This is a genomic window from Nitrospirillum amazonense, assembly GCF_007828035.1.
In the GTDB taxonomy this organism is placed as follows: Bacteria; Pseudomonadota; Alphaproteobacteria; order Azospirillales; family Azospirillaceae; genus Nitrospirillum; species Nitrospirillum amazonense.
This window is the reverse complement of record NZ_VITV01000007.1, coordinates 320,234-347,147: the sequence shown is the minus strand read 5'-3', so window position 1 is coordinate 347,147 and position 26,914 is coordinate 320,234. Positions and strand designations below refer to the sequence as shown.

24 protein-coding genes are annotated in these 26,914 nt (G+C 67.9%); 9 read left to right on the top strand and 15 right to left on the bottom strand.

Going from position 1 to position 26,914, the window contains the following annotated elements:
- Positions 1–76 precede the first annotated feature (76 nt).
- The 5 genes from hpnE to hpnA are packed head-to-tail and all read right to left on the bottom strand — an operon-like array spanning position 77 to position 5,367.
- Positions 77–1,366, bottom strand: coding sequence for a hydroxysqualene dehydroxylase HpnE (gene hpnE, locus FBZ87_RS20430; protein WP_145612414.1), 1,290 nt, complete (start codon positions 1,364–1,366; stop codon positions 77–79).
- Positions 1,366–2,247, bottom strand: coding sequence for a presqualene diphosphate synthase HpnD (gene hpnD / locus FBZ87_RS20425; protein ID WP_246134511.1), 882 nt, complete (start codon positions 2,245–2,247; stop codon positions 1,366–1,368). The genes hpnE and hpnD overlap by 1 nt, the downstream gene beginning before the upstream one ends.
- Positions 2,244–3,122, bottom strand: coding sequence for a squalene synthase HpnC (gene hpnC / locus FBZ87_RS20420; protein ID WP_145612413.1), 879 nt, complete (start codon positions 3,120–3,122; stop codon positions 2,244–2,246). Before hpnC ends, hpnD begins: the two co-directional genes overlap by 4 nt.
- Positions 3,119–4,369 carry a glycosyltransferase gene (locus tag FBZ87_RS20415; protein ID WP_145612412.1) on the bottom strand — a complete coding sequence of 417 codons (1,251 nt, stop codon included), beginning with the start codon at positions 4,367–4,369 and terminating at the stop codon, positions 3,119–3,121. Before FBZ87_RS20415 ends, hpnC begins: the two co-directional genes overlap by 4 nt.
- A complete protein-coding gene (gene hpnA / locus FBZ87_RS20410; RefSeq protein WP_145612411.1) occupies positions 4,366–5,367 on the bottom strand; it encodes a hopanoid-associated sugar epimerase in 1,002 nt (333 codons plus the stop codon). Before hpnA ends, FBZ87_RS20415 begins: the two co-directional genes overlap by 4 nt.
- A gap of 499 nt (positions 5,368–5,866) precedes the next feature.
- On the opposite strand from hpnA, the gene FBZ87_RS20405 reads away from it, so the two are divergent.
- On the top strand, positions 5,867–6,658 hold the full coding sequence (locus tag FBZ87_RS20405; RefSeq protein WP_145612410.1) for a hypothetical protein: 792 nt from the start codon (positions 5,867–5,869) through the stop codon (positions 6,656–6,658).
- Positions 6,659–6,837: 179 nt separating this feature from the next.
- On the opposite strand, the gene FBZ87_RS20400 is transcribed toward FBZ87_RS20405, so the two are convergent.
- The gene (locus tag FBZ87_RS20400; RefSeq protein WP_145612409.1) at positions 6,838–7,455 is read right to left on the bottom strand and encodes a TetR/AcrR family transcriptional regulator; all 618 of its coding nucleotides are present in this window, start codon (positions 7,453–7,455) and stop codon (positions 6,838–6,840) included.
- 282 nt (positions 7,456–7,737) lie between these two features.
- On the opposite strand from FBZ87_RS20400, the gene FBZ87_RS20395 reads away from it, so the two are divergent.
- Positions 7,738–8,856 (top strand): HlyD family secretion protein, encoded by a 1,119-nt coding sequence (locus FBZ87_RS20395; protein ID WP_246134510.1) that lies wholly within the window; start codon positions 7,738–7,740, stop codon positions 8,854–8,856.
- A gap of 32 nt (positions 8,857–8,888) precedes the next feature.
- Positions 8,889–10,559, top strand: a complete 1,671-nt coding sequence (locus FBZ87_RS20390; RefSeq protein WP_246134509.1) for an MDR family MFS transporter — start codon at positions 8,889–8,891, stop codon at positions 10,557–10,559.
- Between the two features lie 77 nt (positions 10,560–10,636).
- Here the strand turns inward: FBZ87_RS20390 and FBZ87_RS20385 are convergent, their stop codons facing one another.
- Both FBZ87_RS20385 and FBZ87_RS20380 read right to left on the bottom strand, forming a co-directional pair.
- On the bottom strand, positions 10,637–12,097 hold the full coding sequence (locus tag FBZ87_RS20385) for a methyl-accepting chemotaxis protein (RefSeq protein ID WP_186454869.1): 1,461 nt from the start codon (positions 12,095–12,097) through the stop codon (positions 10,637–10,639).
- 27 nt (positions 12,098–12,124) lie between these two features.
- Entirely contained in the window at positions 12,125–12,466 is a 342-nt protein-coding gene (locus tag FBZ87_RS20380; protein WP_145612408.1) for a hypothetical protein, read from the bottom strand.
- 282 nt (positions 12,467–12,748) lie between these two features.
- On the opposite strand from FBZ87_RS20380, the gene FBZ87_RS20375 reads away from it, so the two are divergent.
- The 3 genes from FBZ87_RS20375 to ilvD all read left to right on the top strand — a co-directional run bounded on the left by FBZ87_RS20375 (position 12,749) and on the right by ilvD (position 16,545).
- Entirely contained in the window at positions 12,749–13,660 is a 912-nt protein-coding gene (locus tag FBZ87_RS20375; protein ID WP_145612407.1) for an ABC transporter permease, read from the top strand.
- A 12-nt stretch (positions 13,661–13,672) separates the two neighbouring features.
- Entirely contained in the window at positions 13,673–14,563 is an 891-nt protein-coding gene (locus tag FBZ87_RS20370; RefSeq protein ID WP_211107024.1) for an ABC transporter ATP-binding protein, read from the top strand.
- Positions 14,564–14,700: 137 nt separating this feature from the next.
- A complete protein-coding gene (ilvD, locus tag FBZ87_RS20365; protein ID WP_145612406.1) occupies positions 14,701–16,545 on the top strand; it encodes a dihydroxy-acid dehydratase in 1,845 nt (614 codons plus the stop codon).
- Positions 16,546–16,614: 69 nt separating this feature from the next.
- Here the strand turns inward: ilvD and FBZ87_RS20360 are convergent, their stop codons facing one another.
- The 5 genes from FBZ87_RS20360 to FBZ87_RS20340 form a co-directional block, all read right to left on the bottom strand.
- Entirely contained in the window at positions 16,615–17,604 is a 990-nt protein-coding gene (locus FBZ87_RS20360) for a CBS domain-containing protein (protein ID WP_145612405.1), read from the bottom strand.
- Positions 17,605–17,752: 148 nt separating this feature from the next.
- Positions 17,753–18,337 (bottom strand): YceI family protein, encoded by a 585-nt coding sequence (locus FBZ87_RS20355; protein WP_145612404.1) that lies wholly within the window; start codon positions 18,335–18,337, stop codon positions 17,753–17,755.
- 157 nt (positions 18,338–18,494) lie between these two features.
- Positions 18,495–19,073 (bottom strand): YceI family protein, encoded by a 579-nt coding sequence (locus FBZ87_RS20350; RefSeq protein WP_145612403.1) that lies wholly within the window; start codon positions 19,071–19,073, stop codon positions 18,495–18,497.
- Between the two features lie 38 nt (positions 19,074–19,111).
- The gene (locus tag FBZ87_RS20345) at positions 19,112–19,684 is read right to left on the bottom strand and encodes a cytochrome b (protein WP_145612402.1); all 573 of its coding nucleotides are present in this window, start codon (positions 19,682–19,684) and stop codon (positions 19,112–19,114) included.
- Positions 19,685–19,731: 47 nt separating this feature from the next.
- Positions 19,732–20,340 (bottom strand): YceI family protein, encoded by a 609-nt coding sequence (locus tag FBZ87_RS20340; protein WP_040843798.1) that lies wholly within the window; start codon positions 20,338–20,340, stop codon positions 19,732–19,734.
- A gap of 304 nt (positions 20,341–20,644) precedes the next feature.
- Between FBZ87_RS20340 and FBZ87_RS20335 the strand changes: the two genes are divergently transcribed.
- The 3 genes from FBZ87_RS20335 to FBZ87_RS20325 are packed head-to-tail and all read left to right on the top strand — an operon-like array spanning position 20,645 to position 22,652.
- A complete protein-coding gene (locus FBZ87_RS20335; RefSeq protein ID WP_186454868.1) occupies positions 20,645–20,962 on the top strand; it encodes a BufA1 family periplasmic bufferin-type metallophore in 318 nt (105 codons plus the stop codon).
- A gap of 30 nt (positions 20,963–20,992) precedes the next feature.
- Complete coding sequence (bufB, locus tag FBZ87_RS20330) at positions 20,993–21,910, top strand: MNIO family bufferin maturase (RefSeq protein ID WP_145612401.1); 918 nt, start codon at positions 20,993–20,995, stop codon at positions 21,908–21,910.
- Positions 21,903–22,652 (top strand): HvfC/BufC N-terminal domain-containing protein, encoded by a 750-nt coding sequence (locus tag FBZ87_RS20325; protein WP_145612400.1) that lies wholly within the window; start codon positions 21,903–21,905, stop codon positions 22,650–22,652. The genes bufB and FBZ87_RS20325 overlap by 8 nt, the downstream gene beginning before the upstream one ends.
- A gap of 37 nt (positions 22,653–22,689) precedes the next feature.
- Here the strand turns inward: FBZ87_RS20325 and FBZ87_RS29310 are convergent, their stop codons facing one another.
- Both FBZ87_RS29310 and FBZ87_RS29305 read right to left on the bottom strand, forming a co-directional pair.
- On the bottom strand, positions 22,690–24,747 hold the full coding sequence (locus tag FBZ87_RS29310; RefSeq protein WP_186454867.1) for a hypothetical protein: 2,058 nt from the start codon (positions 24,745–24,747) through the stop codon (positions 22,690–22,692).
- Between the two features lie 3 nt (positions 24,748–24,750).
- On the bottom strand, positions 24,751–26,622 hold the full coding sequence (locus FBZ87_RS29305; protein WP_186454866.1) for a glycosyltransferase family protein: 1,872 nt from the start codon (positions 26,620–26,622) through the stop codon (positions 24,751–24,753).
- Between the last annotated feature and the right edge of the window lie 292 nt (positions 26,623–26,914).

Sequence of the window (26,914 nt, the reverse complement as noted above, 5' to 3'; positions counted from 1 at the left end):
GGATGATTCAACAAACGCCAAGCCGGGCTGTGCGCCAGCGCACACCTCAACCTCATGCCTGAAATGCTCAGGCGGCTCACCGTGCGGTCAGGATCGCATCCGCAGCAGTGAATCCTGAACGTATGGCGCCTTCGATGGTGGATGGCAATCCGGTAGCGGTCCAATCCCCTGCCAGCGCAAGGTTTTTTCCGGCCGCCGTTGCATTCGGGCGACGCTTTGCCTGTTCTGGCAGTGCGGCAAAGGTGGCCCGTTTCTCCTTCACCACCTGCCACGGAGGCAGCGGTGTGGTGGGATCGAGGTTGGCGAGGGCGGCGATCTCACCCCAAATGGCGCGCGCGGTCTCTTCCCGGTCCGACTCCATCAGGCGGTCGGCACCGCTGACCGTGACGGACACATGGTCGTCATAGGCGAAGGCCCATTCGCCCACGGTGTTGATCATGCCCGTCATCCGGGGCATGCCCGCCGGCCGGTCCAGGCGGAAATGAACGTTCAGGATGGAGCGGTGTTCCGTCGGCGTCGTCAGGCCGGGCAGCAGATCGGCCGCCACCCAGGCCGGCACCGCCAGCACCACCCGATCCTCTGGCTTCAGCTCAATCGTTTCGGTGCCGAAATCAAGAGCGGTGACCAACTGGTCCACACGGGTGAGGGCGCGCAGGCGGCGGCGCCACACGATCTCCGCCCCCTGCGCCGCCAGCCACTCCAGTGCCGGGTCGACGAAGACGGGCGACAGGCCGCCGCTGGCCAGCAGGGGTTGATAGGCCGCACCGCCCTGGGCCAGCGTCTCGCGGATGATGGCGCCGGCCAGGCCCGCGGCCGACTGCTCCGGCTCGGTATTGAGGGCCGCCAGCAGGACCGGCCGGAAGAAGGTATCCCAGGCGGGGCCGGAACAGGCCAGCACCTCCCCGATGGGGGCCAGCGGGTCGGCCCGCATCAGCTTCCACCCGGCCAGGTAGTCGCTGGCCTTGGTTCCCGGCACGCGGCGCGAGGGCACCAGGGCCCACCACGGCAGCTTGCCGTCGTTGGGCCGCACCTGCCAGCGCCGGCCGGTGGCCCCGTCCCAGAACCGGTATTCCACCTTTTCCAGTGCCGGTTCCCGGCCCGGGCCGTGCGTGGCGCGCAAATAGGCCATGGCGGCGTGATTGCCGCTGACCATCAGGTGGCTGCCGTTGTCGATGCGGATGCCCAGGTTGGGCTCGTCATACGAGCGGCAACGGCCGCCGGCCTGGGCCGCCGCTTCATACAGGCGCACGCGGCGCCCGGCCTGGGTCAGGCGCACGGCGGCAGCCAGGCCGGCCAGGCCGGCGCCGACGACGTGCACGGTCGGCCCGGGGGAAGCGGCCCCGGGGGAAGGAACAGGGGTGGTCATCAGAACAGGAAGGCCTTCAGCACGATCCACAGCAGGTGGGGCTTGGCGATGCGGACCTTGGGGCGGGGCCCGGCCCAGCCGCGCACCAGCAGCCGGTCCAGGTACACCTTGTAGACGTCCCGCATCAGGCGCGGGGCCCGGGCGGCGCGGCGGGGGGCGGCCGCCAGCAGGCGGTCGGCCTCGCGGAAATGCTCGGCGGCCCGCACCGCCAGGTCGCGCGCCACGCCATCGACGCGCGGGTCGGCCACCACGGTGTTGGGGTCGGTGGCGGTGATGCCGTGCTTGCGCAGCAGCTCGGCCGGCAGGTACAGCCGGTTGATCGCCGCATCCTCGTCCACGTCGCGCAGCACGTTGGTCAGCTGCAGCGCGCGGCCCAGATGGTGGGACAGGGCGATGCCGCTGTCCTCCGGCATGCCGAAGACGCGGACGGACAGGCGGCCCACGGCGCTGGCCACCCGGTCGCAGTACAGATCCAGGGTGGCCATGTCCGGCGCCTGGATGTCGGCGTCCAGATCCATCTGCATGCCGTCGATGACGGCGATGAAATCGTCATGGCGCAGGCCGAAGCGCCGGGTGGCGGCCTGCAGGCCGGCCAGCTTGGCGGGCCCCTTGCCCTCGCACACGGCGGCGATGTCCTGCCGCCACGCGTCCAGCGCCTCGCGCCGCGCCGCCTTGGTGGCGGCGATGGTCGGGTCGTCGCCGTCGGCGATGTCGTCCACCGCGCGGCAGAAGGCGTAGATATGGAACATGGCGTCGCGTTCCGCCGGGGGCAGGACGCGCATGGCGGTGTAGAACGAGCTGCCGCTGGCCGACTTGGCGGCGGTCTCGTTCTGGCCCGGGATATTGGGATTGGTCTCGGTCATCTCGGCGGCCAGGCTCATGGCTTTTTCCCCGCCGGCACGGCGCGGGTGCCGCCGCCGGTCATGCGCTGCCACAGGGTGGACAGGGCGGCGCCGGCGGCGGTGCACAGCGTTTCCATCTTGGTCAGGTGCACCCGGTCCGACAGCGGGTCGCGGATCAGCAGCAGGCGCACCAGGCGGCGGGCCAGGCGCTGGATGATGGCGACCTCGATGGCCAGCCGCAGATCCTTCACCTGGGCGGCCAGCGGCTCCGCCTGGTCCAGCAGGGCGTCGGTGCGCTTGGCCAGATGATGGATGATGTCCATCAAGGCCGGTGGCGCCGCCGGCTCCAGCAGCGCGTCGGGCGTCAGGTCGCCTGCAATCAGCAGGGGCAGGGGGATATAGACGCGGTCCAGCGCGCGCTTGTCCTTGCCGCAGTCCTGCAGGTGGTTGATGACCTGCAGGGCGGCGCACAAGGCGTCCGACGCCGGCCATGTGTCGCGGCTCTCCCCATGGACGTCCAGGACGTAGCGGCCCACCGGCATGGCGGAATACCGGCAATAGTCCATCAGGTCGTCCCAGTCGGTGTAGCGCAGCTGGGTGACGTCGCGGCGGAAGGCAGTCAGCAGGTCGTGGGCGTGCTGGTCGGACAGGCCCCGCTCGCGCAAGACCTCGCGCAAGGCCACGGCCTCCGGCTCGTTCTCCCGCTCGCCGCGCAGGCTGGCGCCCATGGCGTCCAGCAGCTTCAGCTTCATATCCGGCGCCAGGATGGGGCTGTCCGAGACGTCGTCGGCCACGCGCGCGAAGGCGTAATAGGCCATCACCGGCGCCCGGGCGTCCCGGCGGATGATCAGCGAGGCGACGGGGAAGTTCTCGTCCTTGTGACCCTTGCCGGTGCGGTGGTTGGCTGCCGTCATGGCGCGGTGGTTCCGTTCTGACCTGATGAGTGCACCGGATGCACGTGCTGGGCCTGGGCGCGCCCTTTCCACATGCCGCCACGGCCCAGCCAATGCTGGACCGCGCTGTCCACGGTCCACACGGTATAGACGATGCCGATCAGCGGCAAGGTGACGGCCCGCATAGGCGACAGGCGATAGAACACCTGGATGGGGGCGAAGCTGGCCAGCATGAGGCCGACGGCGAGCGCGCCGAAGATGCCCGCCGCCTCCCGGTTGAACAGGGCCAGCAGCACGGGCGCCACATAGGTCAGCAGCATGCCCAGCACGGTACCCGCCAGCAGCGCCGGGGAATAGTTCAGCTGCGCGTAGGCGCTGCGGATGACCATGCGGCGGATGTCGTCCACCTTGTCATAGGCGCGCAGGCTGACGGCGCGGTCGCTGAGGCCCAGCCAGATGGAGCCTTGCGTCTTCAGGCGGCGGCCCAGGGCGCAATCGTCGATCAGGGCGTCGCGGATGCTGTCGATGCCGCCCGCGCGCGCCAGGGCCTGGCGGTCCACCAGCATGCAGCCGCCGGCCGCCGCCGCCACGGTGGATCCGCTGTCGTTCACCCGGCCGAAGGGGTACAGCATCTGGAAGAAGTAGATGAAGGCGGGGATGAAGGCCCTTTCCGCCCAGCTTTGGCAGCGCAGCTTGGCCATCAGGCTGACCAGCACGCGGTTTTCCGTCTGGGCGCGGGTGACCAGGCGGGTCAGCGTGTCGGGGGCGTAGGCGATGTCGGCGTCGGTCAGCCACAGGTAATCGGGCGGGAAGTCGCCTTCCTGCGCATGCGCGATGCCCTGGCGCACGGCCCACAGCTTGCCCGTCCAGCCCGGCGCCAGGTCCGCCCCGGTCAGAACGGTGAGCGTGGCGGTGGACCCGGACGTTTCCGCCGCGTGACGGGCCAGGTCGGCGGTGCCGTCGTCGCTGCCGTCGTCGACCAGCACGATGTTCAGGGCGCCGGGGTAATCCTGCGCGCCCAGGGACGCGATCACCTGGGCGATGCCGTCAGCCTCGTTGCGGGCGGGGATGATGGCGGTGACGGAGGGCCAGCCGCCCTCCAGCCCGCCATGGCCATGAGCTGGGCCGCTGGGCAGATCCCCCGGCCTGTTGGCCGGCACCACCGCCATGTCGTCCCGTTCCAGCCCCAGCCAGAACAGGCCGCGGGCGAAGACGAGGACCACCCAGATCGCCAGGCTGATGAGGCCAATGAGGAAGATCAGGCTCATGCAAGGTACCCCGCGGTCTTGAACCAGGTGAGGGCGTCGGCCAGGGCCTGGCCGTAGGGCCGGGCGGTATAGCCCAACTCGGCCTCGGCCTTGGCCGAGGAAAAGAACATGCGGTATTTGGACATACGCAGGCCGTCCACGGTTACGAAGGGCTCGCGCTTGGTCACCTTGGCCACCGCTTCCGCCACCACGGCGATGGGCAGGATCAGGCCGCGCGGCACCGCCACCGTGGGCGGTTTGCGGCCCACCAGCCGGGCGATGTCAGCCAGCATTTGCTGCAAGGAGACGTCCTGGCCGCCCAGGATGTAGCGTTCGCCCACCCGGCCCTTCTCGAAGGCCAGCAGATGGCCCTCGGCCACGTCGTCCACATGCACCAGGTTCAGGCCGGTGTCGACGAAGGCCGGCATCTTGCCGGTCGCGGCCTCGACGATGATGCGGCCGGTAGGGGTGGGGCGCAGGTCACGGGGGCCGATGGGGGTGGACGGATTGACAATGACGGCCGGCAGGCCATCCTTGGCCACCATGTCCAGCACCGCCTGTTCCGCCAGGATCTTGCTGCGTTTATAGGCGCCGATGGCGGCGTCCGGGGCCATCACCGCGCGTTCGTCCACCGCGACGCCATCGGTGCGGGGGGCCAGCACGGCCACGCTGCTGGTGTAGACCACGCGCTTCAGGCGGTGGCGCACCGCCAGTTCCATGATGGCGCGGGTGCCGCGCAGGTTGTTCTGGACGATCTCTTCCGGGTTGGGCGCCCAGAGGCGGTAGTCGGCCGCCACATGCAGCAGGGCGTCCGCCCCGTCCATGCCGCGCGTCAGGCTGTCCGGGTCGTTCAGGTCGCCTTCCACCACCCGCACGTCCAGGCCGGCCAGGTTGGTCGGTGGCGTCGCGGCGCGCTTCAGCACGGTGACGTCGTGCCCACGCGCCAAGGCCACACGGGCCACGGCCGCGCCGACGAATCCCGTCGCCCCGGTGATGAACAGTCGCTGCTTATCGGCCATCGGCCTTACGGTCCCCATCAATGCTTTGGTTGGGCTTTGGTCGGCACCCATCAATCGGCGCGGACCATATCACTTCCCTGGTGCGGAGGGGAAAGGGTTGGGCACCGGCGTCCGGCGGATGGCTGGCCTGCTGCGGCGCCGATGCCACAGGTGCGCCGCCGCCGCCAGGGCCGCCGGCGCCCAGCGGACGGCTAAGTATTTAACGGTATGTTAACTACTGTCGGCCACGCTGATGATGCGGGATTTCCTGTAAATGTTGCATCGCGAATGGGCGCCCGCCCGTACTCGCCATCCCATCTCATCTACAATATCATCTGACCATTCGGTTATGTGCGTCCAATACTGATTGACCCGCCGGTCAGGATGCATTGTGCTCATGGTTGTAGGAGGGGCTGGTGGAATCACGGTGATGCCATCAGTCGAATTTCCAGCAAGCGAGGTGGGTTGTCCCGAGGCGTCGCGCCTGCGGGACCTTGAAACGATCCGGGGGATTTGAGAGATGCGCGTGAAGGTCCAGTTTTTGTTGCCTGTCATTGGTGTTGCCGCCCTGGGCGGCGTGCTGGTGGCCGCTGGCCAGGTGGGCCAGGACCGGGTGGCGCGGGTTGCCCAGTCGCTGGACCAGGCGCGGACCACGCTGGTGCAGGCCACGGACGTGCGGGCCATCAGCCGCGCCGTGCAGCGCGACGCGCTGAACACCCTGCTGGAACCGGCGGCCGATCGCGGTACCTTTGTCGAGCGCGCATCCGCGCGGCTGACGGAGATGGGGCTGCTGGTCGCCGGCCTGCGCGACCGGGCCGCCGACGCGGCCTTCCTGGCGCCGCAGGCCCAGGCCCTGACGGAAATGACGGCCATGGTGACGGCCGTGCGCGGCGGTGACGAGGCCGGTGCCTTGACCCGCCTGCGCACCACCGTGGGCCCGCTGGACGCCCAGGCCGCCGGCCTGGCCCGGGCCTTCATCGAGACCCAGGGCCAGGTCCTGGACGGCTTGGCGGCCGACGCCGGCCGCCTGCAGGCGCGCACCATCCGCCTGACGGCCTGGGGTGGCGTGCTGGGTACGGCCGCTGCCATGATGATGAGCGCCCTGTTCCTGCTGGCGCTGCTGCGCCGCCCCTTGGCCCGCTGGGCCGGGGCCGGAAACGACGATTTGCGCGCCGTCATGGCCGCCGCCGCCCGGGGGGATGAACTGGGCGACTGGGCCCGCGCCCTGGTGGCTTTGCGCGACCAGGCCAAGGGGCGGGGCCGCCACCCGGCCATCGCCATGCAAAGCAAACCCACGGCGCTGGCCGCCTAAGGCCGGCAAGAGCCGGTTGCGTAAAACCAGACGCAGCGGCTCTCGCTGAGTCTGTCTGCGAGCAGCTTCACGCCCAAAGGTGATTCCACCTTTGGGCGATCTGCTCTAGGTTCCAAAAGACCCAAGTTCCGAAAGATATGGATAAGGCCCGGGAGTCCCCCGACTCCCGGGCCCTTTTTTTATTTGGCCGCCTGGCCGCACAGCGGCCGGGGCAGGGCGCCTTCCAGCAGCTGGTTGATGTGCCGGTCCATCCACCCCGGCTCGTCCAGCGGGCTGAAACGGATCAGCAGGCGCGTATAGAGGGCGCCGTACATCGCCTCCACCAAGGTTTCCACGTGCAGGTCGGGGCGGAACTCCCCATTGCGCTTGCCCCGCTCGATGATGTCGCGCAGGCGCTGGCGCCGAGGTTCCACCACCTTCTCATGATAGACCTTCAGCGTCGGCGGGTCGTTCTGCCCCGCCAGCACGATGCTGGCCACCACCCGGCCGGTGGCGCCGGCGAAGCTGCGGGCGATGCCGTCCAGCACGGTGCGCAAGTCGGACACGGCCGACGCCGTGTGCGGAATGGGCACCGTCAGCTCCGCATGGGCCAGCAGCGCCTCCATGGCCAGGGCGCCCTTGCCCGGCCACCAGCGGTAGATGGTCGTCTTCGCCGTGCCCGAACGGGCGGCCACTCCCTCAATGGTGAAGCGTTCCAGGCCGTTTTCCTCCAGCAACTGGAAGGCGGCGTCCAGGATGGCGTCCCGGGCCTGGTCTGACCGGGGCCGTCCAGGCCCCCGCATGGCTTTATCCGTCACCCTCTCTCCTCGCTCAAAATGAAGCCCCGATTATTAAGCCGGCCCCTGGTTGACCGGGGCCGGTCTGTGATGCGCGTCGCACGGCCACGGATATGAAACGCTACACAGCGTTTCGTTTGTCGCAGTGCTCCTCACACCGGTTTCACACTACCTTACCGTTACGAAACGGACCATAGCGAAATGGTCCTTCCCGCCGACATCCGGTTCCACTCCCGGCCCATCCTTCCTTGGGCCGGAACGCCCCCGGTCGTCCCTGCGGGATCAGATGCAAGGAGAGTAGCGGTGAGCGGGGTTGTAAAGAAGTCTTCCGTTAAAGTATTGGCCGGTGCCGTCGCGGCCATAGCGCTTTTGGGTGGGGCCGCCGTCGGCGGGAATTACTATTGGAAGACGGGGCGCTTCCTCGAATCGACCGACGACGCCTATGTCCAGGCCGATTACACGACGGTGGCGCCCAAGGTGTCGGGCTATATCGCGGAAGTGCTGGTGGAGGACAACCAGCCGGTGAAGGCCGGCCAGGTGCTGGCCCGCATCGATGACCGCGACTTCCGCACGGCGTTGGACCAGGCCAAGGCCGACGTGGCCACGGCCGAGGCCGATATCCGCAACATCCAGGCCCAGCGCACGGAGCAGCAGGCCGTGGTGGCCCAGGCCCAGGCGGCGCTGGCCGCCGACCAGGCCAACCTGACCTTCGCCCGCCAGGACCGCGACCGCTATCGCGACCTGATGAAGACCGGATTCGGTACGGTGCAGCGCGCGCAGCAGACCGAGGCGGCGGTGACGGACAAGGCGTCGACCTTGCAGCGCGACCAGGCGGCCCTGGTGGCGGCGCAGAAGCAGGTCGACGTGCTGGCCACCGCCGAGGCCAAGGCCGCGACCGTGCTGGATCGCGCCCAGGCCGTCGCCCGCCAGGCGGCGCTCAACCTGTCCTACACGACCATCGCCGCCCCCATCGACGGCACGGTGGGTGCCCGCACCCTGCGGGTCGGCCAATTGGTGCAGGCCGGCACCCAACTGATGGCCGTGGTGCCCCTGTCCCAGGTTTATGTGCTGGCCAATTTCAAGGAGACCCAGCTGACCGAGGTGCGTCCCGGCCAGCCGGTGGAGGTGACGGTGGACAGCTTTCCCGGCACCACCCTGAAGGGCCGGGTGGACAGCCTGTCGCCGGCCAGCGGCACCAGCTTCGCCCTGCTGCCGCCGGACAACGCCACCGGCAACTTCACCAAGATCGTGCAGCGCATCCCCATCAAGATCGTGCTGGACGAAGGCCAGCCCCTGGCGGGCCTGTTGCGCCCCGGCATGTCGGCCGAGCCGGTGATCGATACCCGGGTGCAGCCCGCCCACGCGGCCCAGGCGCCGCAGCTGGCGACGTCCACCTCAGGCCTCTACCCCATGGCCCGCTGAGGGCCGCACCGGATCGCTGAAGGCTCCAAGCCATGGCTCCCCTCGACAGCAGCACCATCCTGACCGCCGGCGGCACCCTCCCCCGCACCCTGCCGCCGGCCAGCGGCCCGGCCCCTCACGACGGGGGCCGGGCCGCGCCCTCCATCCCCGCCGCCGACCATGTGCCGTTCAAGACCTGGCTGGCCGTGCTGGGGTCGGTGCTGGGCGCGTTCATGGCGGTGCTGAACATTCAGATCGTCAACGCCTCCCTGGCCGACATCCAGGGCGGTATCGGCGCTGGCGTGGACGATGGCGGCTGGATCGCCACCGCCTACCTGATCGGCGAGATCATCGTCATCCCGCTGTCCGGCTTCATGAGCCAGGTGTTCAGCGTGCGCCGTTACCTGATCACCAACACGGTGCTGTTCCTGCTGTTTTCCGTCGCCTGCGCCTTCGCCCAGAACCTGCAGCAGATGATCGTGCTGCGCGCCATCCAGGGCTTCTGCGGCGGCGTGCTCATCCCGATGGCTTTCACGCTGATCATAACCCTATTGCCCAAATCGCGGCATCCGCTGGGCCTGGCCCTGTTCGCCCTGACCGCCACCTTCGCACCTGCCATCGGTCCCACCATCGGTGGCTACCTGACCGAGACCTACGGCTGGAAGTACATATTCTACATCAACCTGGTGCCGGGCGTGTTCATGGTGGCGGCCCTGTGGGCCTCGCTGGAGCGGGCGCCCTTGCGCCTGAACCTGCTGCGCCAGGGTGACTGGTGGGGCATTGCTACCATGGCGGTGGGCCTGGCCTGCCTACAGACGGTGCTGGAGGAAGGCAACAAGGACGACTGGTTCGGTTCCGCCTACATCGTGCGGCTGGCCGTCATCGCCGCCGTGGCGCTGGGCGCGTTCCTGGTCATCGAGCTCAAGGTGGCCAAGCCTCTGCTAAACCTGCGCCTGCTGGCGCGGCGCAATTTCGGCCTGGGCATCGTCGCCAACGTGCTGCTGGGCGTGGTGCTCTATGCCTCTTCCTACCTGCTGCCGCGCTACCTCGGCCAAATCCAGGGCTACAACGCCCAGCAGATCGGGTCCGTCATGGCCTGGGTGGGCCTGCCGCAACTGGTGCTGATCCCCCTGGTGCCGATGCTGATGAAACGATTTGACGCCCGCTGGCTGGCCCTGGTGGGGGCGGCGGTCTTCGCCGGCAGCAACTTCATGAACATCCACCTGTGGCTGGGCAGCGCGTCGGACCAGCTGTTCTGGCCCAACATCGTGCGCGCCTTCGGCCAGGCCCTGGTCATGACGCCGCTGTCGGTGCTGGCCACCGGCGGCATCGAGAAGGAGAACGCGGGCTCCGCCTCCGGTCTGTTCAACATGATGCGCAACCTGGGCGGCGCCGTCGGCATCGCGCTGACCCAGACCTGGCTGACCAAGCGTGAACAGTTCCATTCCAACGTCATGACGGGGCAGGTCAGCCTGTTCGGGGAAAGCACCCGCCAGCACCTGGCCATGCTGCAGCGGAAGTTCATGGAACACGGCGTGCCCGACGCCCTCACCGCCTGGCGCCAGGCGGTGGCGGAGGTGGATGCAGGGGTTCGCGCCCAGGCTTGGCTGATGGCCTACAGCGACGCCTTCTTCTTCCTGGGCAGCGCCATGGCCCTCTCGGCCGTCGCCATCCTGTTCCTGAAGAAGGCCGCTTCCGGGGCGGACGCCGGCGGCGCGCACTGAGGACACGCCGGGACCGTGGCCGGTCATGACGCAATGACCGGCCACGGCCATGGATGAGCGGGCTGTGTCCAGAGGTGTCAGGCGTTCTCCCGCAGGCGGGTCAGGAAGCCCTGGATGCCGCTCCGCATGGCGCTGGCCGTACCGTCGGCGTGGACGGCGGTGCTGCGGGTGGCGGTCACCTGGCTGGCCACTTGGGTCGCCAGGTCGCTCATGCCGCCCACCGCCTCCCCCAGGCGGCGGGTGCGGTCCGACACCAGCTGGATACTGCGCGAGATCTCGTCCACCGCCGCGCTTTGCTGGCCGATGACATTGGCGACCTCACCGGAGCTGGCGTCCAGGGCGGCGACCGACTGGGCGATCTCCGCCACCGCACTGGCCGTGCCCTGGGCGGCTGCCTGAATTTCCTGGATTTGCTGGGTGATGTCCTCGGTGGCCTTAGCCGTCTGGTTGGCCAGGCTTTTCACCTCGCTGGCCACAACGGCGAAGCCCTTGCCGGCCTCACCCGCCCGTGCCGCCTCGATGGTGGCGTTCAGCGCCAGCAGGTTGGTTTGCCCGGCGATGTCGCTGATCATCTGCACCACGCTGCCGATGCGGGTGGCGACCTCGCCCAGGGTCGTGACCTGGCGGTCCACCGCCTCCACCTGCGTGGCGGCCGAACGGGCGCGGCTGGCGGCGTCCTCGACGGAACGCACGATCTCCGCGATGGTCGCGGCCATCTCCTCCACCGCCGCCGCCACGGTGCCGGCGTGGCTCATGGCGTCTTCCGCCTCGGCGGTGGCGCCGGTGGCGGAACTGCGGGCGCTGTCGGCCAGCTGGTCCAGCGCGCCGGCGTTGTCGGACAGGTTGGTCATGGCCCCGACCAGGCGATCCGTCTGGCCGGCAATCTCGCTGGCGAACTGGTCCGCCAGGGCCAGGCGCAGGGCGACCCGCTGCTGACGGGCCTGCTGGGCCTGCTGCTCCTGCTGCTGGCGCAGGGCCTCGGTTTCGGCGGCGGCGGTTTCGGCCTTGGCCAGGGCCTTGTCCATGGCGGCGAACAGGCGCTCCAGGCTCCAGGCCAGCCACACCAGGATGCCGGTCTCCATGATAACGACGGCGGCATGGAACAACACCCGGCGCACGTCGCCCTCGCTGTCGGGGAATACCCAGGCCGGGACCAGGAAGCTGAGGGTCAGGTGATGCACGGCGGTGGCGCCGGCGGCCAGGATGATGATGCGCCAGTCGCAGAAGGCCGTCAGCATGGCCAGCACGGCGAAGTAGACCATGTGGTAGTCCAGCTGCCACGCGCCCGAGGCCGCCATGACCAGGACGGAGGTCTGCGCCACCGCCAGCAGGGCCGTCATGTATTCCAGCGTCTGCCGCGGCAGGCGCAGCAGCAGGCCGCCCGTCAGCACGGCGGCCAGGGCTGCGGCGGCCAGGCCCGGCCCCATCCAGCCGTTGCCGGACAGGCCGCCGGTCAGCGCCGCCACGGGCGCGCATACCCAGAGGAACACGACGAAGACCCGAAGGGCCATGGCCCGGATGAAGGACATCTTGATCATCTTGTCGCCTCGACCTTGCTAAACATGTCAGCCGCGAAAGGGCGCGGCCGCCTTGGCCGCGATACCGCACGCCTGGAACCCGTTGAGCGGCACCAGCAAGCCTCCGTCCAGGAGGAAACCGGGAAAAGGGCCGTTCCCCACCTTGACCACCCACCGTCCCGGCCCGCCATCGACCAGCAGGACATCCGCCCGGGCCAGCGCCTGCAACTGGCCGGCCTGGTCGGTCCAGGGTGGGAACAGCGCCAGCGCGAAACCGGCAGTGCGGTGCGGGAAGGCGGCCCCGGCCAAAGCCGGAAGCAACGATGCGACGGTGGCGACCACCGCCCACGCCAGCCCCTTGCCCGTGACCTTCGCCCCCATGCCCGCCATGACTGGAACCTTGTGTGCTCCGCCCATTAACCAATGGCGTCACGATGGCGCCCAAACCTATGGAATGAGTTAATTCGCCTTCTAGGGCGGACGACCTATCCCGATGGACCTAAGGACGGCGTAGGCCCCGTGGCGCTGCGTCAATTCGCAGGGGGGCTGCCGCGACAGGCGTGGGCCCGTTCGGCAGTGATAGCCTCACGTTTGCACCTTCGCCTAAAGTCCAGGATCACCCATGTCGAAAGGCATAACTGTCACGGATCGCGCGCGGTCGGGAGCGGGGGCATGAGCCTGGCTTCCTTCACGCCCCCGCCGCCCGCTCCTCTGTCGCCCGCCCCCCTGCCGCCCGCCCCCCTGCCGCCCGCCCCCCTGTCGCCCGACGCGACGCTGATCACCCCCCGCGGGCCGGGCCTGCTACCCTGGCTGGCGGAGGCTTGGCGCACCCGGCGCATCGCCCTGATGCTGGCGCGGCGCAGCCTTAAGGCCAGGTACCGCCAGACCTGGCTGGGGGCGGGCTGGGCCATCCTGCAGCCCTTGCTGCTCATGCTGGTCTATTGGGGGATTTTCGGCCATCTGCTGGGCGTGCCCACGGGCGGCGACGCCCCCTATCCCGTGTTCGCCTTTACCGGCTTGGTGCTGTGGCAGTTTTTCTCGCGCGCGCTGATGGACGCCAGCGCCAGCATCCTGCACCAGGCCCACTTCGTCACGAAGGTCTACTTCCCCCGTCTGCACATGCCGCTGGCCTCGCTGATGGTGGCGGCGGTGGATATGGCGGCGGGCCTGGTGTGCCTGGCGCTGCTGCTGGCCGTTTTCCGCATCTGGCCGGAGGTGCGCTGGTTGCTGCTGCTGGGGCCGCTGGCCCTGCTGCTCGTCACCGGCGCGGGCGCGGCGTTGTTGCTGTCCGCTCTGGTGCTGCGCTTTCGCGACGTGGGGCATCTGTTGCCGCTGACCACCCAGGTGCTGATGGTGGCGGCCCCGGTGATTTATCCCGCCCACCTGGTGCCCGGGGTGATGGGTGCGGTCTATCGCCTGAACCCCATGGTGACGGTGATCGAGGGCGCGCGGACCGCCCTGCTGGGCACCCCCGCGCCGGAACCGGTGCCGGCCCTGCTGTCGGTGGCGCTTGCCGCCGGGCTGCTGCTGCTGGGCCTGCGCACCGTGCGGCGCATGGAACCGGCCATGGCCGATCTGATCTGAAGGGGTCCCCTCATGACCTTGTGCACGTTCGATGGGGCGGTCGGCGCCAAAATCCGCGAATCCCACCGCCTGGCCAACGCCCTGCCACCCCCGGCGGTGGAGGTGCGGCACCTGTCCAAACGCTATGGCGGCGCCGGGCGGGGAGGCATGATCTACGACCTGCTGGCCGGGCGCCGCGGACGGGCGGAACCCACCGGCTTCTGGGCGCTGGACGACCTCAGCTTCACCGTTCCCCAGGGCGGCGTGCTGGGCATCGTCGGCCGCAACGGCTCGGGCAAGACCACGCTGATGCGCATCCTGTCGCGCATCACCGCGCCCACGAAGGGTGAGGCCGTGGTGCGCGGCCGGGTGGGCGCCCTGCTGGAGATCGGGTCCGGCTTCCACCCCGAACTGACGGGGCGGGAGAACATCGACTTCAGCGGCGCCATCCTGGGCATGACCCAGGCCGAGGCGCGCGAGGTGGTGGACGCGATCATCGACTTCGCGGAGATCGCCGACTTCCTGAACACGCCGGTGAAGCACTACTCCATCGGCATGTACATGCGCCTGGCCTTTGCCGTCTCATCCCACATCCGGAACGAGGTGCTGCTGCTGGACGAGATCCTTGCGGTGGGCGATGAACGCTTCCAGGACAAATGCCGCCGCCGCATCAAGCAGCTGTGCGGCGAGGGCCGCACCGTGCTGATCATCAGCCACACCAGCGCGCTGCTGGAAGAATCCTGCGACAGCCTGCTGGTGCTGGAGCAGGGCCGGAAGGTCTTTCTGGGCGACCCCTACACCGGCATCGACTTCTACCATCGCGACATACTGCGCCTGGCGCCGGGCGCCCGCCTGGGCGCCGACGGCCGCCCCTATCGCGCCGCCATCGACGTCGGACGCATCCGGGCCTGGCGGCGGGGTTAGGTGCTGGCCCCTGTGCTGACCCGCGCGCTGGGCATGCCGGGGGATCGCCCAGGCCAACGCCGGAAAGGTTGCCTCTGCGGCCAGATAGTTTTAGAAATTGGCCCCAGTCAGGTAACAATCTTTCAGGATCTGGTTCCGTGCCCCAGCTTCGCTCCCGCACCACCACCCATGGCCGCAACATGGCCGGCGCCCGCGGCCTGTGGCGCGCCACCGGTATGACGGATGCCGACTTCGGCAAGCCCATCGTGGCCATCGCCAATTCCTTCACCCAGTTCGTGCCCGGCCACGTGCATCTGAAGGACCTGGGCCAGCTGGTGGCGGGCGAGGTGGTGGCGGCCGGTGGCGTGGCCAAGGAATTCAACACCATCGCGGTGGATGACGGCATCGCCATGGGGCACGCCGGCATGCTGTACAGCCTGCCCTCGCGCGAGGTCATCGCCGACGCCGTGGAATACATGGTCAACGCGCATTGCGCCGACGCCCTGGTCTGCATCTCCAACTGCGACAAGATCACGCCCGGCATGCTGATGGCCGCCCTGCGCCTCAACATCCCCACCGTGTTCGTCTCCGGCGGCCCGATGGAGGCCGGCAAGGCCCCCGTGCATGGCGAGATCCGCTCGGTCGACCTGATCGACGCCATGGTGGCGGCGGCGGACGACAGCGTCAGCGATGCCGAGGTCCAGGCGCTGGAACAGAACGCCTGCCCCACCTGCGGCTCCTGCTCCGGCATGTTCACCGCCAATTCCATGAACTGCCTGGTGGAGGCGCTGGGCCTGGGCTTGCCCGGCAACGGCACCGTGCTGGCCACCCACGCCGACCGCAAGGCCCTGTTCCTGCGGGCCGGCCGCACGGCGGTAGAGATCGCCAAGCGCTGGTATGAACAGGACGACGCCAGCGTCCTGCCGCGCTCCATCGCCACGTTCGAGGGGTTCGAGAACGCCATCGCGCTGGACATCGCCATGGGCGGCTCCACCAACACAGTGCTGCATTTGCTGGCCGCGGCGTATGAGGGCGGGGTGGATTTCACCATGGCCGACATCGACCGCATGTCGCGCCGCGTGCCCCACCTGTGCAAGGTGGCGCCGTCCTCCGCCACCGTCCATATCGAGGATGTGCACCGCGCCGGCGGCATCATGGGCATCCTGGGCGAACTGGATCGCGCCGGCCTGCTGCACCGCGACGTGCCCACCGTGCACGCCCCCACCATCGGCGCCGCCGTGGACCGCTGGGACATCACCCGCGCCAACGACGCCGACATCGCCGAGTTCTACGCGGCCGCGCCCGGCGGCGTGCGCACCACCCAGGCCTTCAGCCAGGCGTCGCGCTACACCAGCCTGGACCGGGACCGCGTGAATGGCGTCATCCGCAGCAAGGAGAACGCCTTCAGCCAGGACGGCGGCTTGGCCGTGCTGTACGGCAACCTGGCGGTCGACGGCTGCATCGTGAAGACGGCGGGCGTGGACCCCGCGGCCCTGACCTTCACCGGCAAGGCCCGCGTGTTCGAAAGCCAGGACGATGCCGTCTCCGCCATCCTGGGCAACCGGGTGCAGGCGGGTGACGTGGTGCTGATCCGCTATGAGGGCCCGCGCGGCGGCCCCGGCATGCAGGAGATGCTGTACCCCACCAGCTACCTGAAGTCCAAGGGCCTGGGTAAGGTCTGCGCCCTGGTGACCGACGGCCGCTTCTCCGGCGGCAGCTCCGGCCTGTCCATCGGCCACATCTCGCCCGAGGCGGCCGAGGGCGGCACCATCGGCCTGGTGGAGGAGGGCGACCGCATCGTCATCGACATCCCCAACCGCAGCATCCGGCTGGAGGTGGAGGACAGTGAACTGGACCGCCGCCGCGACGCCATGAAGGCCAAGGGTGCCAAGGCCTGGAAGCCCGCCACCCGTGACCGCCAGGTCTCCGGCGCGCTCAAGGCCTACGCCTACTTCGCCACCTCCGCCTCGCGCGGGGCGGTGCGGGACACGTCGGGGATTTGATCGGGCAGCGGCATGAGGTTCCACCTCATGCCGCTACAGGCGCACGACGCATCGGGCGCTTGAATGTCTTTACCCCTCTGCCTCGCCCCACACCAGGAACAGGCCGACGTCGCCGGGGAAGCCGTTGGGGAAGTCCAGGACGCGGGCGGTCAGGCTGAAGCCCGCCGGCTGCAGCTCATGGTGCCAGCGCTGGTAGATCTCGGCGGCCTCACCGCGCAGCGTGCGGGGCCAGTCCGGTTCCGGGGCGTTGATGGCGCGGGCGCCGTCGCTGCACAATTCCGCCGGGAAGCGCAGCAGTAGGAATTCCTTCTCACCCCGCGCGGCGGCGTCGTGCGCGCCCTCCAGCAGCTTGTGCCAGCCATGGTCGGCCACATGATGGTCGATCAATTCCTGCACCTTCTCCTGCCGGCGGACCAGCGCCTCCTTGCGCTGCTCGGCCAGCTGGCGGGCGTTCTCGTCGTGGAAATTGCCCACCAGGTGGCGGAAGTCGGCGGCGCGGAACAGGGGTTCATGCGCCGGCTCACGCACCGGTGCCTGCGCGGGCGGCGCTTTCCTCTCCCACCGCTGGAACAGGCCGGGGCGGTGCGCGGGCTCAGTCTTCTCGGCGGGCTCGGCCGCCAGCACCTTCAACAGGTCGGCGCGTGACACGATGCCCACCAGCGATCCGTCCAGCACCACGGGCACGCGCTTAATGCCATGGGTCATCAGCAGACGCGCGATTTCGGCCGTGTCGGTGTTGATGTCGACGGTGATGACCGGGGCGGACATGATGTCCCGGGCAGTGCGCTCCCGTTTTTGTGTGTCTGCCAAGTAGGCGGGCAGCTGTTCGCCTTCCGCCACCAGGGCCAGCCACCAGTCGCGCCGCGCCTCATGGTCTGCCCCCGCCTCGTCCCGGGCGATCAGGTCGCCTTCGCTGACCATGCCGATGACGCCGCCATGGCCGTCCACCACCGGCGCGGCGCTGACGCCCCGGTCCAGCAGCAGGGTGGCGATGCGGCTGACCGGCGTGTCGGGCGCCAGGGTCAGGACATCCTCGGTCATCACGTCGTGGGCGCGCATGGGGCGGGGCTCTCTTCTCAATGGATCCGTCGGGGCCGTTCCGGGAAAAGATAACCCAATGAAATGGCGCAGTCTTTGCGCTGCATCATGGCCGTAGCGGCCTTCCTCCAATGCGTCGCTGGGGCTACCCTTTGGTAATGGGCGGTGGTCAGGGCTGGGCCGTGGCCATGAGATCGACGACCACCGCCACGTTCAGGTCCACCGTCCGGCCTTTGCTGAACAGGCCGTGTCCGCCGACGTCATAGTCGGTGCGCACCAGGTCCAGCCGGCCCACGGCGTGGGCTTTGCCATCGGTGATGTCCAGGGTGAAGGGCAGGACGACATCCTTCCTGATGCCCCGGATGGTCAGGGTGCCCACCGCGTCATACTGGTTGCCGCCCTTGGCGCGGAAGGTCGTGGCCTCGAACACCGCGTCGGGGAAGGCCTGGATATTGAACCAGTCTTCGCCGGGCAAGGCCTGGTCCTTTTCCGCGTCGCCGATCGTGGCGCTGCCCATGGCGATGGTCACCTTGGCATGGCTGGCGGCGGGGTCGGCGGGGTCGAAGTCGATGGCGGCGTTCCAGCGGCCGAAGCGGCCGGTGAATTCCTTGCCGCTCTGCTTGCCGATGAACCCCAGCACGCTTTCTTCCTTGTCTACGGTCCAGGTCGCGGCCCCGGCGGGCGCGGGCAACAGCAGGGCGGCCAGCATCAGGATGGACAGGACGGGGGTCAGGATGGATGGGCGCGGGGTCACGGGAACGGCCTCCAGGAATGCGGTGCGGCGGTCCCCCATGGTAATCGACGGGCCGGCGGCGGGGCCTGCGACCCGGCGTAGCATACGCTGTAAAACGAACGGCCCCGGACGCCATCGCGCCGGGGCCGCCCCGTTCACGCGCCTGCCCTTATACGGCTTACTTGGCGGTGGCGTTCAGATCGACGGTGACGCTGACGGCCAGAGCCACCATCTTGCCGTCGCCCCAGGCGCCCTGGCCCACGCCGTAGTCGGTGCGCACCAGATCCAGCTTGCCCACGGCATGGGCCTTGCCGCCGGCCACGTCCAGGGTGAAGGGCAGGGTCACGTCCTTCTTGATGCCGCGGATGGTCAGGGTGCCCACCGCGTCATACTGGTTGCCGCCCTTGGCCTTGAAGCTGGTGGCCTCGAACACCGCCTTGGGGAAGGCCTTGGTGCTGAACCAGTCGGCTTCCGGCAGGGACTGGTCCTTCTGCACATCGCCGGTCTTGGCGCTGGCCATGTCGATGGTGACGGTGGCGTGGCCGGTGGCCGGGTTGGCCGGGTCGAAATCGATGGTGGCATCCCAGCGGGTGAACTGGCCGCTGAAGGCGGTGCCGCTCTGGCTGCCGGTGAAGCTCAGCTTGCTGTGGGCGGTGTCCACGGTCCAGCCGGCGGCCGACGCCGGGCCGGCCAGCAGCAGGGCGCCCAGGGCGGTGGCGGCCCAGGTGGTGGCAACGCGCGGGGCGAGGAACTTCATGATGGGCATCCTCAGTCTTGGAAAGGGTGGCCGGGGACTTAGGCCCGGCGGCCGAAACGGGGAACCATACGCGTCAGCACATCATCCTTGACCAGGAAGTGGTGGCGCAGCGCCGCCAGGGCGTGGACCACCACCAGGGCCACCAGGATCCAGGCGGCCAGCTCGTGCGCCTCCGACACCACGTCGTTGATCGGCGCCTTGTTCTCCAGGTCGGCCAGGACGGGCATGTGGGGGAAGGGGATGAGGCCGTACAGCACGGTCGGGATGTTGAATTTCGAGGTGGAGACGACCGCCCAGCCGGTCAGCGGCATGCCCAGCAGCAGGGCGTACAGGCCGGCATGGCCCAGGTGGGCGGCCCACTTCTCCCACGCCGGCATGTGGGCCGGCAGGGGTGGGGGCCGATGGGCCAGACGCCAGGCCGCCCGGAACAGGGTCAGGGCCAGCACGGTGATGCCCACCGACTTGTGCAACTGGAACAGCTTGAACTGGTCGGGGGAGCCGGGCGGCAGCGACGTCATTGTCCAGCCCATGATCAACAGGGCAAGGATGGCGATGACGGTCAGCCAATGGACCAGGATGGCCACGCTGTTGTAACGCGCCGCGATGGTCATGGTCCGGCTCCCCCTTCAGTCCGATAACGCGATGGATAGTAACGCTATTACTGGGCGCGGTCGAATTCACCGCTGATCAGCAGTTCGACTTCGTCGCCGACGTAGGGCACGTACTTGTCGACGCCGAATTCGGACCGCTTCACCTGCGCCTTGGCGTCGAAGCCGACGACATAGGCCTTGGTCATGGGGTTGCTGCCGCCGCCGTGGAAGCTGGCGTCCAGGGTCACGGGCTTGGTCACGCCGTGCAGGGTCAGGTCGCCGGTGATCTTGCCGGTGGTGGCGCCGGTCACCTCGATCTTGGTGGTCTTGAAGGTGGCGGTCGGGAACTTGGCGGTGTCGAAGAAGTCCGGGCTGTTCAGGTGCTCATCCAGCTTCGGGTTGGCGGTGGCCAGGCCCTTCACGTTGATGGTCACGTCCAGCTTGCTCTTGGCCGGCGCCTTGGGGTCGAAGTCCAGCGTGCCTTCCAGATCCGGGAAGGCGCCGTAGTAGGTGGAGAAGCCGAAGTGGGTGATGGCGAACACCACCTTGGCGTGGCTCTTGTCCAGGGTGAAGTGGCCACCTTCGACCTTGCTGAGATCGGTGGTCGCCTGGGCCAGGGCCGTGGCGGGGGCGGCCAACAGGGCGGCGGCCAGCATCAGGGCGGGAATGCGCTTCATGGGATGGTCCTTGTGGAAGCAGGCCGGACGGCCGAGGAGGAGGGAACGCCGGCCGCCACCCGTGGGACGGGTGGTGACCGGCGGTACGGGCCTAATCTAAGTCGCGCCGCCCTTGCCCACAATCAAGGTCACCTGGAATTCATTGTTCCATTCGTCGCACCAATCGTGCCCTCACCGCGTCGATTTCACACGCAAGGCAGGGGTTTTGTCGCGGCGCCAAAGGGCGTAGGGTCTGCGGGCTCGCCCCCAGCGGGGCGGCCCCGGGGGCGCGCGATGGCGCCCATCTTTGCCGAAGGATGGCCTGATGACCGACCGAACCACCGCCCTGACCGCAGCCTTGGCCCTGGCCGGCGCCCTGACGGCGCTCAGCGCCGCGGCGCACGACGCCCCCTTGGCCCCGGGGCGGGAAAAGTGCTACGGCGTCGCCAAGGCGGGGGAGAATTCCTGCGCGTCGGCCGCCGGCACCCACGATTGCGGCGCCATGTCCAAGGTGGACTACGACGGCCAGGAATACCTCGACGTGGCCAAGGGCGAGTGCAAGACCATGGGCGGCAAGCTGAAACCATTCAAGGGCGTGGGCAAGCCCCCCAAGGCGGCCGTGCCGAAGCCGGCGCAAGACTGAACGGCCGGCCCCGTGGACAGAAGGGCGCCCATGGACACCGCCGCCCCGGCCCCGGGCGCCACCCCGGCGGTTACCCTGCCGCGCCGCGCCGGTATCGGCCTGCGCCACCCGCACGTCCCGGCTTTCCTGAGCGGGGAGCGGCCGGACGTGGCCTGGGTGGAGGTGCACAGCGAAACCTATCTGGTCGCGGGTGGGCCGCGTTTGGCGGCATTGGAAACCATCCGCCGCGACTACGCCCTGTCCTGCCATGGGGTCGGGCTGTCCCTGGGCAGCGCCGCCGGGCTGGATGCCAATCATTTGGCCAATCTGCGTCAGCTGTACGACCGGCTGCAGCCTGACCAGATCTCCGACCACCTGGCCTGGACCGGCACCGGCGGCGCCTACCTCAACGATTTGCTGCCCCTGCCGCTGACGGCGGAGACGCGGGACGTGGTGGCGATCAACATCGCCCATGCCCAGGATGTCCTGGGCCGCCGCCTGCTGGTGGAGAATCCCTCCCTCTACATGCCGCTGATCCTGCCGCCGGGGGTGGAGACCATTCCCGAGCCGCAGTTCCTGGCGGATCTGGTGGCACGCACCGGCTGCGGCCTGCTGCTGGATGTGAACAACGTGGTGGTCTGCGCCCACAATCTGGGCTTCGACGCCGCCGCCTATCTGGCGGATTTCCCGTTGGAGGCGGTGGGCGAGATTCATGTGGCCGGCCATCGGCGCGAGGCCTTCGCCCCCTGGGTGGGCCCGGACGCGGGGGCCGGCGGCGTGGTGCTGATCGACGACCATGGCAGCCGGGTGTCGGACACCGTCTGGGACTTGCTGGCCGGCGTGCTGTCCCGTACCGGGCCGCTGCCGGTGCTGGTGGAATGGGACATGGACGTGCCGCCGCTGGAGGTGCTGCTGGGGGAGGCGGCCCACGCCCAGTCGTTGCTGGACGGGGTGGCGGCCCATGCTTGAGGCCTTCCAGCAACAGATGCAGCGGGCCCTGTTGGCCGCCGGCGGCGGTGAGGGCGGGGCCGGAATAGACCTCGCCCCCGGCGCGGTGGCCGGGGCGCGGCTGAAAATCTATCGCGCCAACGTCCAGCAATCCTTGGCGGAGGCACTGGCCACCGCCTTCCCCGTCACCTTGCGGCTGATGGGCGTGCCGGCCTTCCGCACGGCGGCCCTGGATTTTGTGCGCGCCCACCCGCCCACGCGGCCGCAACTGGCGGCCTACGGCGGCGGCTTCCCCGCGGCGCTGGCGCCGTTGGACACTGGGGCGGCGGACATGGCGCGCCTGGAATGGGCGGTGATGGAGGCCTACTTCGCCGCCGACGCCCCCGTCTTGACGGTGGAGCAACTGACGGCCTTCCCCCCCGGCGACTATGCCCGGCTGCGCTTCATCCCCCATCCGGCCGCTCGGGTGCTGTGGCTGGGGCATGACGTGCTGCCCCTGTGGCGCCAGGCGCAGGAGGATGAGACCTGGGTGCCGCCGGCACCGGACGCCGCGGATGGCGAGGTGCTGGTGCTGCGCCCGGCCGACGGCATCGTCTGCGTCTCGCTACCGCCCGGGGCTGCCGCCGCCATCCAGTCGCTGCTGAATGGCGACATGCTAACTCAAGCGGCCGAGGCCGGCCTGCTGGTGGAACCGAAGCTGGACTTACAGGCCATGCTGCACACGCTGCTGGCCCAGGGGGCGCTGGCCAGCGCGTCCGTCTGATCCTATTCCCCGGGAAAGTCTGTCCCGACGGAGAGCCTCATGGTTCCGCCGGCGTGGTGGTTTGTTCCCGCAGTAGGCGCAGGACGCGATCCCGCTGTTCCGTGATCACCCTCAACTGTTCGTCCGTCCGCCGCCAAAGTTCCAGCCGCTGCTGCGCCTGGATGGCCATCGCGTCGGCCCTTGCTCGCAGGTCGTCACGTTCATGATCGATCAGAAGGGAACGATAGGCCCGCACCTGTCCGACGATTTGGTCGCGCAACGCGTCGATTTCCGCCAACAAGGCCGCCTGCCCGTCGTTTTCACGCAACGCGGCCATCAGATCGTACAGTCGCGCGATGTCGAACAGCCCGTTGGCATCCCGCCTGTTGGCGTCCCTATCGTCCGAACCAACGCCGTGAACCAGTTCGGGCCGGATGATGTTCCTTTCGCACCCGCGCCCCAGGTCCAGGCCGTGGTTCTCCGGCAAGTGCTTCCCGATAGCCGAGAAGACTACTTGGTCGCCGCCCGCCACCATGGCGTCGAAGTCCAGCCAAACGCGCGGCTGGCCGCGCGTTCCCAGCTCCGCCTCCAAATTGTAAAGCGCCCAAAGCAGGTAGCAGTGGCTTGCCAGCAATCTATTCCGTCGCGCCAGCGAATGCGCCACCGGGCCGGGGTGGCGCAAGACGTGCAGGTAGCAGACCCGCGTCGGAAGCGCATCCAGAAGAGGTTGCCAGAACGGCAGGGTTCGGCACAGCCGGGGATCCTTCATAAACCAGAGGGACCTCCCGCCAGAGATATTTGACAGAAACGCCGACGCTCGGTCCATCCAGCGCGTCCCGCCTTCGCGGATCCGGTCGGCTGACACGGCGTCGACCGTATGCCAATCGGTGCCGGCGGCGGAGAGCACGAAATCGTTGATCGCAACGAGTTCCTCGTGCTCCCAATAGCCATCGGCATTGTCTTCATTGGCCTGGATGAAACGGTCGCCGGCGCAAACGCCGCGACCGCCAAGGCAACCCGCCAGGGCCGAAGTTCCACTGCGATGCATGCCCAATACGACGAAGCCGGTAGCCTGCTCCCTGACTATTTCCGGTTTTTCCCGGCGCAGCCAGTCGAGGTAGGAAGCCCCTGCCGTTTTCAGCGGCTGGGGAAAAGCGGTCATCAGGCCCAGATCCTCCCGAAATGGCAGGCGCATCGGCTTGGAGACTGGCATGCCGTTGTCAAAGCGGCCGAAAGCCCACCAGTCGGAAGGAATGCTCGGCATTTCCTGCGCCGCGATGGCGCGCTTGTACCAATGCCAGATTTCGTGGACATGCGTGTTGGCACCCGCATAGCGGTCGATCATGGCGTCGCCGGCGCCATTGACCTTGGTGAAGTGATAGAATTTCAACGGGCTGCCGTTGACCAGGATATCCCCGTTGCCAGTGATCCGCAGTTGTCGGCGGCTGAGGTTCCAACTGGCCACGTTGCAGCCCGGATCGCGTTCGATGCGCACCCCGTCAAAAAGCGCCGGGACCAGGTCGCACCATTTCTGGTCCGTGAAGAACCCGCTCGCCGGGTCGTCGTAACACGCGAGTCGCAACATATCCGCCCACCAACCGGCGAAGCGGCGCCCTTCTTCAACGTTGCGAACCGCTATGAAGCCAAGATTATAGGTTCCAAACTTCAAGGAGCCCAACTCGTTGTCGGCGATGACAGCCAAGGTGTCATTAGGTTCCGTCTGGTGGGGGGTGAGCAGGATCGATCCGCCGTCGAGCCGGGCCAGCGTCCCATCGAGGGCCGAAAACACCGCGATATCGGGGTCGCAATAAACCACTGTTTCGCACCCTTGGCGCAGCATCTCCGCCAGCATCCTGCCCTTTACGGCGGTGCAGGCCTCCACCAGGTCATGACGGAAAATCCAGCTGTCGAAGGACGGAATGCCCAGGTCGCGCGCGAAGACCACCTTGTCAAAGCCGGCATGAGCCTCCGCTGCCGATACGGAGTCGGGCAGTTCATCGACGATCAGCGCCCAGACGGTCCAGTCGGGATGGACTTGGCGCAAGGTTTGGACCAGCACTCGCGCCCTCGACAGGTAGGTATAGGTAAAGCTGGTGAAGCAATGGACTCTGGACATGCTTTAGCCCCCCATCTCGTCGGGAATGGGGATCGCCATCGCCGCGTCATAAACGAACCGGCCCGTCATGATCCCCTCCCGCAAACGGCTACGGACATAATGGACAGCGTCGAAACTGGTGAAGAATTCTAGAAGCGCTCGGTCGGTGGCAAACGTCCGCCCACGGCCCAGCTGCGAGACCGTGGCGGCGGCATCGCCGCTATCATCAAGCGCCACCACGTCCGCCCCTGCCGCCAGCGCTTCACGGGTGCTGAAGGAAAAGGTTTCCGGCGAAACAGTCAGCACCAGCACCAAGTCTATGCCGTGGGTCTTCAAGGCGTCGGAAATGTTGGGAAGGCCATCCTGCATTTCGACGACGGGCACCTCAGTTACGCCGGAAAGGCGCCGGAAGCAGGCCGGCGTGGCGATGTGGTGTAGACGATAGCTGGGGCAGACACGAAGCGCCTGGACCAGTTCCTCGAAAATTTCCCAGCCCTCGTGGAAGGTCGGCGTGCCGACGAAGGCAACGCGGACGGGAACGCCGGGCAGGCCAAGGGTGGCTTCGTCATCAAGGAGATGGCGCGCACCCTGCTCGACCCAGCGGCTCAGCGGGACGACTCTTGTCGGGAGCGTCGGCAGCGGCGTGCTCTTCCGCCACAGGTCGAGTGCTGACTGCGATGGCGCGACCACTTGCAAATCGATGGCGGCGAACAGCCTTCCCAGGCGGCGGGAATGGGCACTCCTCGTTTCACCGTGGAGACAAATGCGGCATGCCGGGCTGTCTGGCGGTGGCGCTCCGCAAAACGAGACGTCGTTGCGCAACAGCAGGTGGTTGGCGCAGATGGACGAGAAGTCGTGCACCCACAACCAGTTACGGCCAGCTCGCACCGCCTGCTGTAGGGCGATCAGCCCGTCGATCCGATGTCCCAGAAAGCCATGGATGGTGAACACGCGGTCTATAGCGCGGTCACTGAAGGTTTCCGAGAGGACCTGGGCAAGCTCGTCATAGTCCGTTAGCCCAGCCTGGATGCCGTTCACGCTTACCTCAATCAACCTACCGGCCACCCCTTCCCGGTCGATCGACAGGGATGGAACGCCCGGCTGGATGTGGATGTAGGTGTAGCCAAGGGCGTTGAACCGCTTTCGCTCATAAGGGATGAGGATGACCCTTCCACCTATGGCGCGGGCGTCTAGGCTGTGGCTAATGGCGAGGACCACGCCCCGAACGCTGCGTATGGAGGCATGAAGCTCCGACCCGCCGGTGCTGGCCCTGATATCAACGGCCACGGCCTCCGCTAGGCGTGTGCGGGATAACCTGGTAATCGCCAGGGGGGGCTCGCCATCGTCCCGCCGTTGCAACGCCGGAAGCATTCGCCGGATGGCCTGTCCATGCCGATCCTCCGGCTGGGCACGGCGGCCTTCGGCCCGGCCCGCCACGACGTAATGCCAGAGTGGATTGATGCCTGCGGCCGCCACGTCGGGGTTGGATGTCAAATAAAAGAGGCTGTCGAAGGTTGAGCTGGGGTTGCGGCCTTCACGCCAGCCGGTTTTGCAATAGTGTAGTAGCAAGGCGGTGTCAGACAGCGCACCGGCGGCCCCACCAAGGTCAGGATAGGCCGTCCGATAGAGAATGGTGTCGAAGTGGGGGGCGATTGTCGCCGCGATCGGATCGTCGATGCCGGCACCATTGCTCAGCGCCTTACCGTCGAGTGGCGCGGCCGCGGCCATGGCATGGACATGGGAGAGCGCGAGGGAAAGCGGTAACCCCCTGGCGAGGAGATGGTCGGCCGTGAGGCGAAGCGCCTGCACGGAGAAAGCCGTGTATGATTGGGGCGGCCTCGCCATGGTGCCGATCCAGGCGTCGCGTTGTTCCGTCCGGCCATCATCGCGCGTCATGTGGATTTCCACTCGGCCGGCATCGATTTCCTGCTGCGTCAATGGCAGGACGGAACAGATATATGGATGAAAGGGAGTATTATTAATCAGGACGGAGTGAGTCTCAGCTGGGACTAACAGCCTGTGAGGAGTGTTAAATGACACGGAATCAAGCTTAAGCAGAGCAGTGCTGTCAAGTATTAAAATCAGCATAACATTGCAGAACTTATCGGAAAAACATATTACATTCACTGTAAAGCCTCTTTATGTCTTTCGGGAAGGCCAGAAGTTATAGAAGATATTCAGATGCGGG

Bases quoted from the DNA above. Each gene is read 5' to 3' on its own strand.
- FBZ87_RS29305 (WP_186454866.1), bottom strand. From the start codon at position 26,622: ATGACGCGCGATGATGGCCGGACGGAACAACGCGACGCCTGGATCGGC.
- FBZ87_RS20380 (WP_145612408.1), bottom strand. From the start codon at position 12,466: ATGGCGGGCATGGGGGCGAAGGTCACGGGCAAGGGGCTGGCGTGGGCG.
- FBZ87_RS20405 (WP_145612410.1), top strand. From the start codon at position 5,867: ATGCGCGTGAAGGTCCAGTTTTTGTTGCCTGTCATTGGTGTTGCCGCC.
- FBZ87_RS20370 (WP_211107024.1), top strand. From the start codon at position 13,673: ATGACCTTGTGCACGTTCGATGGGGCGGTCGGCGCCAAAATCCGCGAA.
- FBZ87_RS20385 (WP_186454869.1), bottom strand. From the start codon at position 12,097: ATGATCAAGATGTCCTTCATCCGGGCCATGGCCCTTCGGGTCTTCGTC.
- FBZ87_RS20375 (WP_145612407.1), top strand. From the start codon at position 12,749: ATGAGCCTGGCTTCCTTCACGCCCCCGCCGCCCGCTCCTCTGTCGCCC.
- FBZ87_RS20345 (WP_145612402.1), bottom strand. From the start codon at position 19,684: ATGACCATCGCGGCGCGTTACAACAGCGTGGCCATCCTGGTCCATTGG.
- FBZ87_RS20340 (WP_040843798.1), bottom strand. From the start codon at position 20,340: ATGAAGCGCATTCCCGCCCTGATGCTGGCCGCCGCCCTGTTGGCCGCC.
- FBZ87_RS20350 (WP_145612403.1), bottom strand. From the start codon at position 19,073: ATGAAGTTCCTCGCCCCGCGCGTTGCCACCACCTGGGCCGCCACCGCC.
- hpnA (WP_145612411.1), bottom strand. From the start codon at position 5,367: ATGGCCGATAAGCAGCGACTGTTCATCACCGGGGCGACGGGATTCGTC.
- hpnE (WP_145612414.1), bottom strand. From the start codon at position 1,366: ATGACCACCCCTGTTCCTTCCCCCGGGGCCGCTTCCCCCGGGCCGACC.
- hpnC (WP_145612413.1), bottom strand. From the start codon at position 3,122: ATGACGGCAGCCAACCACCGCACCGGCAAGGGTCACAAGGACGAGAAC.
- FBZ87_RS20390 (WP_246134509.1), top strand. From the start codon at position 8,889: ATGGCTCCCCTCGACAGCAGCACCATCCTGACCGCCGGCGGCACCCTC.
- FBZ87_RS29310 (WP_186454867.1), bottom strand. From the start codon at position 24,747: ATGTCCAGAGTCCATTGCTTCACCAGCTTTACCTATACCTACCTGTCG.
- FBZ87_RS20360 (WP_145612405.1), bottom strand. From the start codon at position 17,604: ATGCGCGCCCACGACGTGATGACCGAGGATGTCCTGACCCTGGCGCCC.
- hpnD (WP_246134511.1), bottom strand. From the start codon at position 2,247: ATGAGCCTGGCCGCCGAGATGACCGAGACCAATCCCAATATCCCGGGC.
- FBZ87_RS20415 (WP_145612412.1), bottom strand. From the start codon at position 4,369: ATGAGCCTGATCTTCCTCATTGGCCTCATCAGCCTGGCGATCTGGGTG.
- bufB (WP_145612401.1), top strand. From the start codon at position 20,993: ATGGACACCGCCGCCCCGGCCCCGGGCGCCACCCCGGCGGTTACCCTG.
- FBZ87_RS20325 (WP_145612400.1), top strand. From the start codon at position 21,903: ATGCTTGAGGCCTTCCAGCAACAGATGCAGCGGGCCCTGTTGGCCGCC.
- FBZ87_RS20335 (WP_186454868.1), top strand. From the start codon at position 20,645: ATGACCGACCGAACCACCGCCCTGACCGCAGCCTTGGCCCTGGCCGGC.